The organism is Shewanella rhizosphaerae (genome assembly GCF_019457655.1).
GTDB lineage: Bacteria > Pseudomonadota > Gammaproteobacteria > Enterobacterales > Shewanellaceae > Shewanella > Shewanella loihica.
Genome location: NZ_CP080420.1, coordinates 2,659,677 through 2,673,061 on the forward strand (window position 1 = coordinate 2,659,677; position 13,385 = coordinate 2,673,061).

14 protein-coding genes are annotated in these 13,385 nt (G+C 51.8%); 7 read left to right on the forward strand and 7 right to left on the reverse strand.

Annotated features, from left to right (window positions below; genetic code table 11):
• Positions 1 to 39 precede the first annotated feature (39 nt).
• The 6 genes from K0I63_RS11765 to K0I63_RS11790 all read left to right on the forward strand — a co-directional run bounded on the left by K0I63_RS11765 (position 40) and on the right by K0I63_RS11790 (position 3,373).
• Positions 40 to 543 (forward strand): hypothetical protein, encoded by a 504-nt coding sequence (locus K0I63_RS11765; RefSeq protein ID WP_220081166.1) that lies wholly within the window; start codon positions 40 to 42, stop codon positions 541 to 543.
• Positions 544 to 614: 71 nt separating this feature from the next.
• Positions 615 to 1,037 (forward strand): hypothetical protein, encoded by a 423-nt coding sequence (locus K0I63_RS11770; RefSeq protein WP_220081167.1) that lies wholly within the window; start codon positions 615 to 617, stop codon positions 1,035 to 1,037.
• A gap of 74 nt (positions 1,038 to 1,111) precedes the next feature.
• Positions 1,112 to 1,444 (forward strand): hypothetical protein, encoded by a 333-nt coding sequence (locus K0I63_RS11775; RefSeq protein ID WP_220081168.1) that lies wholly within the window; start codon positions 1,112 to 1,114, stop codon positions 1,442 to 1,444.
• 97 nt (positions 1,445 to 1,541) lie between these two features.
• Complete coding sequence (locus K0I63_RS11780; RefSeq protein WP_220081169.1) at positions 1,542 to 1,898, forward strand: hypothetical protein; 357 nt, start codon at positions 1,542 to 1,544, stop codon at positions 1,896 to 1,898.
• Positions 1,899 to 2,057: 159 nt separating this feature from the next.
• On the forward strand, positions 2,058 to 2,591 hold the full coding sequence (locus K0I63_RS11785; RefSeq protein WP_220081170.1) for a hypothetical protein: 534 nt from the start codon (positions 2,058 to 2,060) through the stop codon (positions 2,589 to 2,591).
• An 80-nt stretch (positions 2,592 to 2,671) separates the two neighbouring features.
• A complete protein-coding gene (locus K0I63_RS11790; protein WP_220081171.1) occupies positions 2,672 to 3,373 on the forward strand; it encodes a hypothetical protein in 702 nt (233 codons plus the stop codon).
• A gap of 616 nt (positions 3,374 to 3,989) precedes the next feature.
• Here the strand turns inward: K0I63_RS11790 and K0I63_RS11800 are convergent.
• From K0I63_RS11800 to K0I63_RS11830, 7 genes are all read right to left on the reverse strand, one after another.
• Positions 3,990 to 4,865 (reverse strand): DODA-type extradiol aromatic ring-opening family dioxygenase, encoded by an 876-nt coding sequence (locus tag K0I63_RS11800; protein ID WP_258406855.1) that lies wholly within the window; start codon positions 4,863 to 4,865, stop codon positions 3,990 to 3,992.
• Between the two features lie 44 nt (positions 4,866 to 4,909).
• Complete coding sequence (locus K0I63_RS11805) at positions 4,910 to 5,872, reverse strand: glutathione S-transferase family protein (protein ID WP_220081172.1); 963 nt, start codon at positions 5,870 to 5,872, stop codon at positions 4,910 to 4,912.
• Between the two features lie 78 nt (positions 5,873 to 5,950).
• Positions 5,951 to 6,391, reverse strand: coding sequence for a DoxX family protein (locus tag K0I63_RS11810; protein WP_220081173.1), 441 nt, complete (start codon positions 6,389 to 6,391; stop codon positions 5,951 to 5,953).
• A 382-nt stretch (positions 6,392 to 6,773) separates the two neighbouring features.
• Positions 6,774 to 7,682 carry a LysR family transcriptional regulator gene (locus K0I63_RS11815; RefSeq protein ID WP_220081174.1) on the reverse strand — a complete coding sequence of 303 codons (909 nt, stop codon included), beginning with the start codon at positions 7,680 to 7,682 and terminating at the stop codon, positions 6,774 to 6,776.
• Positions 7,683 to 7,902: 220 nt separating this feature from the next.
• Positions 7,903 to 8,283, reverse strand: a complete 381-nt coding sequence (locus K0I63_RS11820; protein WP_011866076.1) for a cytochrome c3 family protein — start codon at positions 8,281 to 8,283, stop codon at positions 7,903 to 7,905.
• 67 nt (positions 8,284 to 8,350) lie between these two features.
• The gene (locus tag K0I63_RS11825) at positions 8,351 to 10,009 is read right to left on the reverse strand and encodes an HAL/PAL/TAL family ammonia-lyase (RefSeq protein WP_220081175.1); all 1,659 of its coding nucleotides are present in this window, start codon (positions 10,007 to 10,009) and stop codon (positions 8,351 to 8,353) included.
• 36 nt (positions 10,010 to 10,045) lie between these two features.
• Positions 10,046 to 11,605, reverse strand: a complete 1,560-nt coding sequence (locus tag K0I63_RS11830) for a flavocytochrome c (RefSeq protein WP_220081176.1) — start codon at positions 11,603 to 11,605, stop codon at positions 10,046 to 10,048.
• Between the two features lie 195 nt (positions 11,606 to 11,800).
• Here K0I63_RS11830 and K0I63_RS11835 point away from each other — a divergent pair, with 195 nt between their 5' ends.
• Complete coding sequence (locus K0I63_RS11835) at positions 11,801 to 13,324, forward strand: sigma-54 interaction domain-containing protein (protein ID WP_220081177.1); 1,524 nt, start codon at positions 11,801 to 11,803, stop codon at positions 13,322 to 13,324.
• The last annotated feature ends 61 nt before the right edge of the window (positions 13,325 to 13,385 follow it).

A 13,385-nucleotide genomic window follows, 5' to 3' on the forward strand; every position in this document is an offset into this window, starting at 1 on the left:
GCTCACACCTTAACAGGGCGTTAACTTCCTCGGTGAGTCATGAGTAAACTTTTAATCTTCGTTATATTTTTAAGTTGGAATGTCTTTGCGGAAGAACAAAGATTTAAGCATTACGTAGCTGGTTTTGATACCGAGCTTGAAGTTAGAACTTTTCTCTCGAAAATTAGAGAATCCGTTCTAACTGGTAACTACGAAAAGATTGCAAGTTTGATGTCCTTTCCCACTAGACTCTACGTAGGTGATGAACTGAAAGTTGTTTCTAAAGAAGAGTTCATAAGGTTTGGTAATCAAATTATAAACGAAAGAATTTTTCGTGCAGTGTACTGTTCAAGCTATGAAAATTTAAAGTCAAACTATCAAGGGATAATGATTGGTTCGGGTGAAATTTGGATAACTAAGATTAAAGATAAAGAAGAAGACCCATGGGAAACAGTAATCTGGAAGATAAACAATAAACCGTTTATTGGAGAATATGCTCGCAGAGACGGAGAGTGCTTCTACTCAGCGGAAGTTAACAAACTGTTTAATAGTGGACAAAATTAAGTTGGCTTGGTTTCGCTCCGCTTCACATTATAGCCAACATAATTTTGCCCATTAACAGGGCGTTATACACCATGAGTATCGACATGAAGCCGGAAGACTTTTTTAGAATTGCAATGTTGAAGATTGAGCATTGCAGAACCAACGTAGATAACACCGAATTACTACGGGTTGATGAAGTTACGCTGTTTAATCAGCTTTCTGCTGAAGAATTTGAACAAGCAGCGCTGAAATACATCAATAAGAACACGGTCGCTGATACTGAAGCTCTTGGAACTGCGATTTTTGCGCTGGGTAAGTCACATGACCGACAGTTTCATCCCGTTTATTTGAAGGTCATTCGAGCGCTCATCAATAGCGACCTTAATGCGTGCTACCAAGCTGCTATTGCCATAGAAAATTTTGGTGAGCAAGTTTTGTTTGGTGGGGACTTATTCACTTCGCCTGAATTAGTTAAATCAAGGTTAGCGGAGCACTTAGTCAAAAATGGTGTATAACAAGTCAAGGCAGCATCGCCCTGCGGGCTGGACGCGCTAACGCGCGCCGCTGCTTGAGGCGTTAGGTGTTATTGATGAGGATAGTACTAGCCGTAGTATTAATTTTTGTTTGTACCTTCCCAGTACAAGGTGAAAATCTATCCTGGGATCTTATTGTTGATAATGAAGTATTGGCCTGCATTGACTCGGCGTGCTCCGAAACGGGATTACTTAGAGTATTTTTTGAAGATATCGAAGGGAGACAATACCTTTCGATCGCAAATGAATCTCTTGGAGGGGTATACGTGTTTATTAAGACTGCTTCTGGTTTCTCCTTTGTGCAGTACGAAAACACCGAAGATGCTGTTTCAGCGCTTGCAGAATATTTGTCATATCAGGGTGCGGACATTGAATTTGAAGAGTACTAAACCCTGTGGGGTAGTCATCCCACCTAACAATCACAGGCAGTCGACGCGAAAAAACGCGCGCAACTGCTGTAAGCGTTAAGTTTCAAGGAGTATCAACATGATTTTGTTTACAGACAAATACAACCGAAGTATAGAAATTGACACTGAAAACTATGACCCCGATATTGTTGCAAAACACAATAACAATGAAATTGGTAGGGTTCAGTTTGACTGCGATGATGGTGGAATGAAGTTGTATCATATGAATGTGGAGGTGGGTTATAGAAGAGCTGGAATTGCAACAGAAATGATACGCCAAGGTGCTGAAATATATGGTGATGACTTTGCAAAACCTAGCTTTCGTGCATATGGTGGCGAGTGTCATGAATACTATACTCAGGATGGTGCAGCCTTGATAAGGCATTGTCTCGAGGAGAAGATTTTAGTTGATACTGAGTATCACGATGAATTTTAGCGTTCTTTAGAGTAAAAACTTAACAAACTGTTTAAGAGTGATTCGCAACGCGTGGCATTTTTACTATGCGTTGATTTAAGTGTTTAAGGTGTTCTGCGGGAGCTTCGGTATTGCGTTGCTCACACCTTAACAGGGCGTTATGCACCAGAGGAAGAACCCATGGGCCTTAAAAAGCTACTAATATCGAAAATATTGTTTGTGGCTTTATTGCTATTGCCAATATATTCGTTTGCTCAAGGATGTTTTCAATCGTCAATTCTCAGTCCATCACCATTTATGGGGAATGATGGAGAAATATTTAAACTTGATGACGGTTCAATGTGGGAGGTTAAATACGAGTATGAGTATTTATATGAATACTATCCTAGCGTTGTAATCTGTCCAGGCAAGGGTAAATTGATTATTGGTGATAAATCACTAAATGTTGAAATGATTTCTTCTGCAGGCCAGAAAGAGAATGGAAGCCCCTCCAGTGCAAGTACAATTGAAAGTCAGATAGATGGTGATTTCGAAGGGTTTGAGGGTGAAACAATTATAAAGTTAATGAATGGTCAAATTTGGCAACAATCTGAGTATTGGTATCACTATCATTATTCTTTTATGCCTAAAGTACTTATATATAAACAAGGCGGTAGCTATAAAATAAAAGTTGATGGCATAGATAAATCTGTAGGTGTCATTCGTTTACATTGATGCATAACAATGGGCTCCAAGGGACGTTCCTCTCCGCTTCACGCCCCTGAGCCAGAACGTTATATTTTAAAAGGATTATCATGAAAATATTAATATTGTTGTTTATGTCGTTAGTAATTACAGGTTGCAAAAAAAGTTATGAAGAGAGGTTTTTAGATGGGTATGCTGAGCTTGAAATACATCAACTTGAATCGAAAGACGCTCCTAAAAATAACATTGATTATCAAGGTAATTACAAAAATGTAAAAGACACTGAAGAAGCCCTTTCTACATTAAAAGCAAAAATAGGTACGGCAGATGGTATCGCGAATGTTTACGAAACTCCTGACAGTAGTGAAAAGCAATGCGTAGTAGTATTAAGAAAAGAAGCTACTGCAACAACTAAGACTCACGAGCTAGGGCATTGTTTTCATCTCATCCTGTATAATGTTTTAGGAGAAAAAGCAGCTTCAGTTTTGAAAGATAGTATTGGGGAAACTAATGGTAATACACCTTATGTTATTGAGCCGTTCACAGAGGTAGTGGCAGCAACAAGAGCCTACAAATTAGATGGTAATTTTAAATATTTGGAATCAAGAATAATTGCAATTAAATCAAAGCCTAAGAGCGATGAAACTAAACCATATTATGCAGCTATTCCACTGCTGGAAACATTGAAGGATTTTTTAGTTTCGAATGAAAATATTCCACAACCAATAGAACAACAAGTTTTATATGTTACGGAGAATTTTTATACAAATCCTGATTATAATAAAATGTTTTACAAGCTACCTAAAGAATAAAATATAACAAACTGTTTAAGAGTGATTCGCAACGCGTGGCATTTTTACTATGCGTTGCGTTTAGTGTTTAAGGTGTTCTGCGGTAGCTTCGGTATTGCGTTGCTCACACCTTAACAGGGCGTTATCCCATAGAAATTTTTATCCGAAACTGACAGGTTAGAGTTAAGGCTTTAACTCGAAAATGTCCAAGAATATTTTAAAGCTGGGCTGTCCTGTAACGTCAAATCGAAGAGACGATAGATACTGGTGTAAACACATTTGTGACCTTCCTATGTATGGCCAAAAATGTTCCCGACATTTTTGGCATTCCCTCCTTCCGTGGAGGTCAGATGCCGAGGTAGAGCTCACATGGAAGTGCTCGAACAACATCCTTGTCTAACGGCCAGTTCGGCATCCATGCCTCTCGTTCGTATGCACGAAGCTAGGCTTCACTCACCGTGTCACAAATGTGTTTGCACATAAGCCTGCCGCAGGCAATTCCGAACCATGAGGGTCAAGGCTAGCATCAGCGAAGTAAAAACCTTTACGGCTAAATGTTTCAAGCCAAAAAGAAAAAGCCTTCATTCGAAGGCTTTTTCTATTTAAAAACAACTTACGGCAGATTTATGCCCGGAATTCACTGGAGCCAGGAGTAGGTATCTAGGGCGAGGATTTGTAACTCGATGCTTTGGTGGAGTCGCAATGGCGGCTTGCCCGACTCATTAACCCCTTCACCCTGCCCTGCGCCTAGGGCGACGTAGAAGGGCATCAGGTGTTCTATGCTGGGGTGGTTGAACCTGGCGTGTGGGGCTTGGCGCTCGACATCCAGCAGTGATGGTAGATCCCCTTGGGAAAGCTTATCGGCGATCCAATTGACGAAGCTTTGCATCTTCTCTACCTTCTGCGGGTCGCCGGGGCGGCGAAACAGCTCGCCCAGGTTGTGGCTGATGCCACCCGAACCCAGTACCAGCACGCCGTCGGCGCGCAGGGATTTTACCGCCTGTCCCAGGCGATAGTGATAGTTTGCGCCCTGACGGCTGTCGATAGAGACCAGCACCAGAGGGATATCCGCCTCGGGATAGAGACGGCTGAGCGGCGTCCAGAGGCCGTGATCCCAGCCAAGCTGCTCATCTAACTTGGCGTCAAACCCGGCGGTTTGCAGAAGATCCGCGACCTCGCCAGCCAGCTTAGGCGCGCCAGGGGCCGGATAGTTGACTCGGTAGAGGGCGTCGGGAAAGCCGTAGAAGTCGTGCACTGTGCGCGGGGCCTCGCCAGATGCGATACGCACCTTGCCGGCTAAATCCGTGTGGGCCGAGAACACCAATATCGCCTTGGGTCTTGGCAGCACCTGGCCCAGCTCGGCGAGAAACGCAGCGTTGTCGCTGTCATCCAGGGCCAACATGGGCGAGCCGTGGGAGACAAACAGGCTCGGCATTACACCTGCACTGGTTGCAGTCTTTAGCTGCTCACTCACCTCAGGGGAGATCTGTCTTAAGCTCTTACTTGCACTCATATTGGTAATCATGTTTGTACTTACGCTTGAACTAACTCTCGAAATCATAAGCTAACCTGAGGGCCGACAGGCACTATGCCTGTCGGATTCAGCGCCTTGATCGAATAGTAGCCCTGCTTGATATGCTCGATGTTGACCGTGGCTGCGATGCCATCGAGGGCATAGATGCGCTGCAAATAGGCCTGTAGCTGTGGCTTCTGGGCGATCAGCTCACGGTTACACTTAAACAGGCCATAGTAGGCGACATCGAAGCGCACCAGGGTCACGAAGGCACAAATATCCGACTCGGTCAGCTGCTCGCCGAGCAAGTAGGGGCGACCATCGCTCAGGGTCTGCTCCAGCTCATCGAGCAGGCCAAAGACGCCTTGGTAGGCCTCTTCGTAGGCAAACTGACTGGTGGCAAAGCCCGCCTTGTAGACGCCATTGTTTAACTGGTGATAGAGACGCTCATTCAGGCTATCGATAGCTTGGCTTTGCTCTTTTGGATAGAGATCAAGCGCCGAGTCGGTAAGGTGATCGAAGGCGGTGTTTAACATGCGTATGATGTCTGCCGACTCGTTGTTCACTATCGCCTGGCGCTGCTTATCCCAGAGCACGGGCACGGTCGCCCTGCCGGTAAAGTGAGGATCCACCTGGGTATAGAGCTGATGTAGATACTTGTGGCCATTGAGGCTGTCGCTGTCTCCAGCTACCTTGCTACCCTGCGCGCCGCCAAACTGCCAGCCCTGCGCCGAAAGCACGGGGTTGACCACGCTGACACTGATATGCTCGCTAAGGCCCTTGAGCGCCCGCACCATCAGGGTACGTGAGGCCCAGGGGCAGATATAGGCGACATAGAGATGATAGCGGCCAGACTCCGCCTTAAAGCCGCCCTCACCCGTAGGACCAGCCTCGCCTGTCGGCGTTATCCAGTTGCGAAAGCTAGAGATCTGACGCACGAAACGCCCCTCATCATCCTTCGCCTGCACCGGCTGCCAATCTCCATTCCAACGACCATCGACTAACATCTGCTTCTCCTTCTAAACCCGTAACAGGATGCGGGGCATAGTCTCCTACACCCGCCCCTACCGTAAAATTGGCTAACCTTAGAGACGACCGGCCAGTAACTTGTCGACCGAGTAGCGTCCACCGCCCTGCACCGCCAGAGAGAGTGAGGCCGCCAGCAATATCAAGGCAAACTCGTAGCCGTTGTTAGAGACAAACAGGCCGTTGCCCACATGCAGCGTCATGGCGACCGCCATGGTGAAGGCGGTTAGCGCAGCGGCGGGACGAGTCAACAGACCCAGCACCAGTGCCAGACCACCGAAGAACTCGGCGCTACCGGCCAGCAGGGCCATCAGGTAACCGGGTTCGAAACCGACGCTGGCCATCCACTGCCCTGTGCCTTCCAGGCCATAGCCGCCGAACCAGCCGAACAGCTTCTGGGCGCCGTGGGCGGCGAAGATGAGTCCTAGGGGTAGACGCAGTACCAAGGGGGCCAGTCCTGCATCGCTGTTAAGTAGTTTGATTAACGTTTGCTTGTTCATAGTGATCTCCTCAAAGATGTTTGGTTTGCAGCCTTTGGCCTTTGACTTTGATTAGGTATAAGTCATTAGCCATTCGCTGCCGATGAGGTAAATGTAGCTCTCAACGTTAAATTGATAAACATCACTATCATTTAATGATTGGCAACAAAATGGCGATAATAGACCTAGACGGCAGATGGGGCTTACGTCTTTAGGCTTTAGTCTTGGGGCTTACGTCTTGGGGCATTAGTCTTACAGCTTAGGCCTTAGCTCTTAAGGCTTAGCGCTCGGGCGCGGAAAGCTTGAGGACGAGAAAGCAGACTAATGCGAGCAATCTAACTAACGCGAGAAAGCTGGCCAGAGCGAGAAAGCTGGCTAAAGCTATAAAGCTAGCCAAAGCCAACTAGTCGTCTATCGCATCCCAGTAGGGGGTCTTGCCATAGTGTTGACTCAGGGCGTCGACGAAACAGCGTACCTTGCTGGCGAGAAACTTACGGTGCACATAGACGGCGTACAGGCCGAAGGGCTCTGGCGTGTAGTCGATGAGGATCGCTTTGAGCTTACCACTACGCAGGGCCTTGCTCACCAGAAAGGTGGGCTGCACCACTATGCCACGACCGGCGATGGCGGCCTCCACCAGCATGTCGCCGTTGTTACAGGCCAGATCGCTTGGGATCTTCAGCGCCGAGAAATGCTCGCCGAAACGACCGAAGGCCGCGCCCAGATCCGAGTAGCTAAAGTGCAGGTAGTTGTGATGGATAAGATCCGCCGGAGTCATGGGCTCGCCGCGCTCGGCCAGGTACTCGGGGGAGGCGCAGACAACAAGCTTTATCGGGGTGAGCTTCTTGGCGATAAGCGAAGAACTCGAGAGCTGACCGATGCGCAGCGCCACATCGACGCCATCCTCCAGCAGATCCACCTTCTTGTCCGTCAGGGTAATATCTAGCCTGACATCCGGGTGTTGCTGCTGAAACTGCACCAGGGCACTGGGCAGATGGTGAATGCCGAAAGACATGGGGGCGCTGACCTTAAGCAGACCCGAGGCGGTCTCGCTGAGGTTGGTCAGGGCGTTATCCATCTCTTCGATATCGATAAGCACCTGCAGGCAGCGCTCGAAGTAGGCCCTGCCCGCCTCGGTCACGTTGACCCGCCGTGTGGTGCGATTGAGCAGGCGCACCTTGAGATGCTCCTCGAGTTGAGACACATACTTGCTGACCAGCTGCGAGGAGAGCCCAAGCCTGTCTGCCGCCTTGGTGAAGGAGCCCTCCTGCACCACGGCCGTAAAGGCTTTCATGGTATCGATTCTATCCAAGATAAGCTCCCCTATTCGTTCTTAATTAGTCGCCAAATTAGTCATCAGATATTGATAATCAAAGACAAAGTAGCCTATTTACTAGAATAACTGAAGGTAATAGCTGGAAAATTGCGGGGAAGAGACAAAGAAAAAAGCAGAGAAAAAAGCCACAGCAGCGGGAGCGTGCGCTGTGGCCCTTATCCCCAGACTCGGCACTGGGCGCCCTAGCCGAACTTGGCTAACGTTTCATCTTAGGGTACTTAAACTCATGACACTGGTTACAGTACACCTTGCTCTCCTTGTGCTCCTGATGACAGTAGGTACAAGGAAGATCGCTGCCATAGTGCAGGCTGTCGTGGGGGTTTGGCTCTACGCTGTGGCCTGCCCCCTCGGGGCGCTTGGTCAGCTCGGCCATCTCGGCCGCCGTGCCGTGGCAAGACTCGCAGGCACTCATCTTAGGTATGCTCTTGCGTTTCGCCTCGCCATGACAGGCGCTGCACTCCACCTTGCCCTGCTCGTTGGTCATGATCTCTTTATGATAATCTTTTAACTTCATGGCCTGTGCACCCGGCGCGCTCAGTAGCGCCGCCAAACAGAGGGCCGATAATACTCTTAACATCTTTAATCCTTATTGTGGGGCGCCAAGCGCCCCAGCTAATAACTTGCTTAGGCTAAAGCCCAACCCATCAGTACTTGACGATGAAGTCGTGTGACGCCTGAATGTCTGGCGTGAACGGACGGTCAAGCTCGACGAATGGCACCTGTTGACGATACGCCTGGTACATGGCCTGGGTCGCCTTACCTAGCTTAAGGTCGGCATTGGCCGCCTTGCGCAGGTCGATCGCCTGGGTAGAGTGCAACAACTCCAGGCCATACATGGTGTTGATATTGTCGACTATTTGGATCAGGTTATCGCTCGCCAGCTTAAGGTTGGTGAAGGTGTCTTCGATGTTACCGGCGATCTGGATGCCGTCGAATGACACTGGCATCGCCAACATCTTGTTACGCACCTGCATGTCCACGAAGGTCTTCTGAATGGCGCCGAAGGCGTGACCATTGTTACCCGGCGCGCTCAGGAAGCGTGGCAGATGGGTAAAGTGATCGTCCGACAGGTGAATGGTGCGCATGGCGCTGTTGTGAGACACATGGGTCAGGGCCACGCTCAGCTGCTGCACCGCCAGAGCCACAGGGAGCGGCTCGAAGTTGGTGGTTGGGAACACACCGCCCTTGCCTTCGACCAGATACTTGGCCACCTGAGAGTTTTCGGCGTACTGCTTGCTCGCGCCCAGGATCACCCCAGGATTATCGTCTGAGTGGTTGATCTGAATGTCGATCACCTGGCCCAGATCAGACAGCGCCTTCTGGGCACTCGCCAAGGTATAGGCGGTGGTGCGGTAACTCAGCGGGTCTTGCAGCGGACGCTCGCTGTTGAGATCCCACAGGTAGCTGCCAGAGAGTGAGCCCAAGATATCCTCTGTGGTCGCCTTCAGATAAGGGAAAGGACGAATGTCATTGGTCTGTGGCAAGAATGGCGCCACGTTACCGTTTAGCCCTTCCAGGCTCAGGCCAAACACGGTTGGCGAGACCTGCAGCAGATGCTCGGCGTCCTGATAACCTTGCATGGCGTAGGCCACGGCCACAGAGTTGTTCGACAGGATAGAGAGCGCATCTTTACCGATAGGCTTAAGCGGCTTGACGCCTGCCTTACTCATCGCATCGACACTGCTCATGCGCTTGCCTTGATAGAACACATCCCACTCGCCGATCATCGCCAGGCCCACGTGGGATGCCAGCAGAATGTCCGCCTCGCCTACTGTGCCCAGCGATGGAATCACAGGCGTGATCCCCTGGTTCAGGTAGGCCTTGTAGATCTCGGCCACATAGGGCTGCACGCCGGTGTGACCAGACAAGATGGTGTTCAGGCGAACCGCCAGAGCGACACGGGTGAGTCTTACCGGCATCGGCTCGCCAACGCCTGCACTGTGTGCTCTTAGGGTGCTGTAGTTAAAGGATTTAGAGGCCGCCATCACCTCGGCGCTTAGCTCGCCGTTGGCATCGAACAGCTTGTGGTCCTTGTTCAGGCCAACGCCTACTGTGAGACCATACACAGGCTTACCCAGACGCGCCGCTTCCATCAGCAGATCGTGAGCCTTCACCAAAGAGGAGGCCGCCTGAGGCGCGATATCAACCTTGGCACCATCGGCGATCGCCCAGGCCTGGGCCTGAGTCAGATGCTGACCGTCGAGCACTACGGTATCACTCGCCATGGCGGCGCCTGAGGTCATCGCCAGGGCACTGGTGGCCAGGGCGGTAGTTGCCAACAGAGTATTTACTTTTTTCATCATCAATTCCTTAATATTTTTCTCGGCTGCACACCTGTGCTAAGCCTGTTTTAATTCGATTGCCGCGCTCGCCGCGCAGATACGACCGGCGTTTCTGCCCGTCACCACACCTTCTGCCACGGCGCAAGCGCCAAGACGGCTCGCCCCATGGATGCCACCCGTCGCCTCACCGGCGGCATACAGGCCGTCGATCGGCTCGTTGCTCACCAGGTGCAGCACCTGAGACTGGGTATTCACCTTCACGCCGCCCATGCAGTAGTGCACCTTGGGCCACATACGCACGCCATACCAAGGGCCCTCTTCCAGCGCCATGGCCTTCTGCATAGGACGACCAAACTCCTTGTCTTCGCCGGCTTTTACCGCGTCGTTCCAGCGCGCCACCTGGGCTTTCAATGCCTTGGCGGGGATCTGATACAGGGCCGCTAACTCTTCCAGGGTGTCCGCCTTCTGGATCACCTTGTACTTGAGGCCCCACTCCAAGGTTTGAGCCTGGGCCGCGCCCTTGGCATTGGTAAAGCCCACGGGATAGACGGGATTACCCTGCTCGTCACGGCGGGTCATGATGGCGTCGGCGCGGGCCTTACGGTCGGCCAGTTCGTTGAAGAAACGCTCGCCGGTGCGCACATCCACCACTATGCCGCTTGGATAGGTGGCGATGGTGTTGAACTGAGAGGCGGTGCCGAAGCCCTTCTCGTCCGGTGATGCCCAGGGGCCGAGCTGGATCTGATCCAGATGGATCGGGTTGGCGCCGATCAACATCATCTGCTTGAGGGCCTCAGAGGTCGCGCCGGGATGGTTGGTCGAGTCGAGATCGCCATTTAATTCAGGCTGCTGCATCTGGCGATACTCGAGATCCCGGGAGAAACCGCCGGTGGCCATGATCACCCCCTTGCGTGCGCCGATAAGATGTATTTTACCCGTGCGCTCCTGCGGGAAATAATAGCCATCGCGAACTTGGACACCGATCACGCGACCGGCCGGATCTTTCACGAAAGATTCGAGCTTGGTCTGATTTCGCATCTCGATACCATGCTGCTTCGCCGCCTTGATCAGGGGGCGAATGATGCCGGCGCCTGAGCTCTGCACCGTCTGTAACACGCGCGGCAGCGAGTGGCCACCGAAGTGCTGCACAAAAGGCTTCCACTCGACGCCATAGGCCTCCAGCCACTGGCAAGACTCGGCGGTGCCGTTACACACCAGCTTGAGCATCCCGACATCGTTCATGCCGCGACCCGCCTTGAGCATGTCGGCCACCATGGTATCGACCGAATCCTTGATCCCTTCCTTAGCCTGCAACTTAGAACCAGCCACCGCCATGGCGCCGCCATTGATGGTGGAGTTGCCGCCAAACACGGGCATCTTGTCGATCACCATGACGCTGGCACCGGCCTCTTTGGCCTGCAGCGCCGCCGACATACCGGCGAAACCGCTGCCGATCACCAAGACATCGACTATCTCATCGAACCTGGGCGGTTTATCGCCACTACACTCGGCCGCCTGGGCGCTCACGGCGCCCAGTCCCGCCACACTGACGGCCATCGCGGCGCCGCCTTTTAACAGCTGGCGACGACCCGGGCTTATCAGATCTTTCTGTTTCATTTTTAATTTTCCTTTCGACCATTTGAGCAAAGTAGAATCGGGGGAATTCGCCTCGATTTCATGCAGATAAGATTGCACCCGGCATGCCAACTACCTAAAAAGAGGGGGATAAGGAACAATTTATGAAGGGGGGCACAGAATCACGAAATATGATGATCTACAATCACGAAACTTCGTGATCACCGTGACATTTCAATGCAAAAACAATTCTATTTCGAAGCCACCCAGCGACTGTGCAGCAGCCTGGAGCTGGAGCAGTCCCTGCGGGCCTACTTCGAATATGTCAGGCAACACCTGCCCATCGACGGCATCTACCTCAATATCTACCGCCCCGAATATGGCGACATCCAGTTTCTGGCCCATGTGGATGAGGCGCAGACCACGGCGCTGAATAAACAGGTGAAGATCTCCGCCGAGATGCAGGCCCTGCTGAGCCAGCCCGACCGTCCGGTGATCCGCATCATCAACGATCTCGAGCACGATCAGGTGACAGGCTTTGTCGCGCCTCAGGTGATCCCCAATATCCAGTCGGTGATTCTGCTGCGCATGCTCAGCGGCAACACCCATCTGGGGGTGGTGGGTTTCTATGCCAAGCAGAAGGCACAGTTTTGTCATCGCCACGCCGAGCTTATCGAGCCCCACAAGGATACCCTGTCGCTGATCACCGCCTTTAATCTCAAGGGGCGCAATCTGCTCAGGGCCAATCAGGCGCTCACCCAACAAAACCGCCTACTCAAACAGGCCTTCAACCCCTGCGGGGTGATTGGCGCCGACTCTGGCCTTAAGCGGGTAATGACCCAAGTAGAGGCGATCGCCAAGCTGCATACCAGCGTGTTGATCCTGGGGGAAACCGGCTGTGGTAAGGAGGTGATCGCCAACGCCGTTCACTGCAAGTCACAGCGGGCCGACAAGCCCTTCATCAAGGTCAACTGCGGCGCCATCCCAGAAAGCCTCATCGACTCTGAGCTGTTTGGCTATGAGAAAGGCGCCTTCACCGGCGCCGAGCAGCGTAAGGCAGGTTTCTTCGAACAGGCCAACGGCGGCACCATCTTCTTAGACGAAATTGGCGAGCTGCCCCTGTCGGTACAGGTGCGCCTGCTGCGGGTGTTGCAGAACGGCACCATCACCCGGGTGGGCGGTTTCGATGCCATCAACCTGGATATTCGAGTGATCGCCGCCACCCACAGAAACCTGCAGGCCATGGTGAAGAAGCAGACCTTTCGTGAGGATCTCTGGTACCGCCTGGCGGTCTTTCCTATCGAGATCCCCTCGCTGCGTCAGCGCCGCTCGGACATTCCCCTGCTGGTGCAGCACTTTATCGAGGTGCTGGCGGCCAAGTTTAATCTGGACAAGCTCCCCAGGGTCAGCAGTGAACAACTCGACAGCCTGAATCACTACCATTGGCCGGGCAACGTGCGCGAGCTGATCAACGTGCTGGAGCGGGCCATGATCGAAACCCCTGAGGGGCCGCTCAACTTCAACCTGACCCAGGTGGACAAGGTGGAACCTGCGGCCAGCGGCAAACATGAGACCATCATCATAGATCCAAGTCATGCCAGCGATAAACTGGTGCCCCTGGATGTGATGGTGAGTAAGTATATCGCCCATGCGATGCGGATCACCGGCGGTAAACTCTATGGGCCGGGCGGCGCCGCCGAGATGCTGGACATCAACCCCAATACCCTTCGCAGCAAGATGAAGAAGCTGGGGCTGTGCTAATTGCTTTGGCATTAGGAGCTTAGCGTTAGAAACTGGCGCTAGGCTTTTAAATATCAGAGAC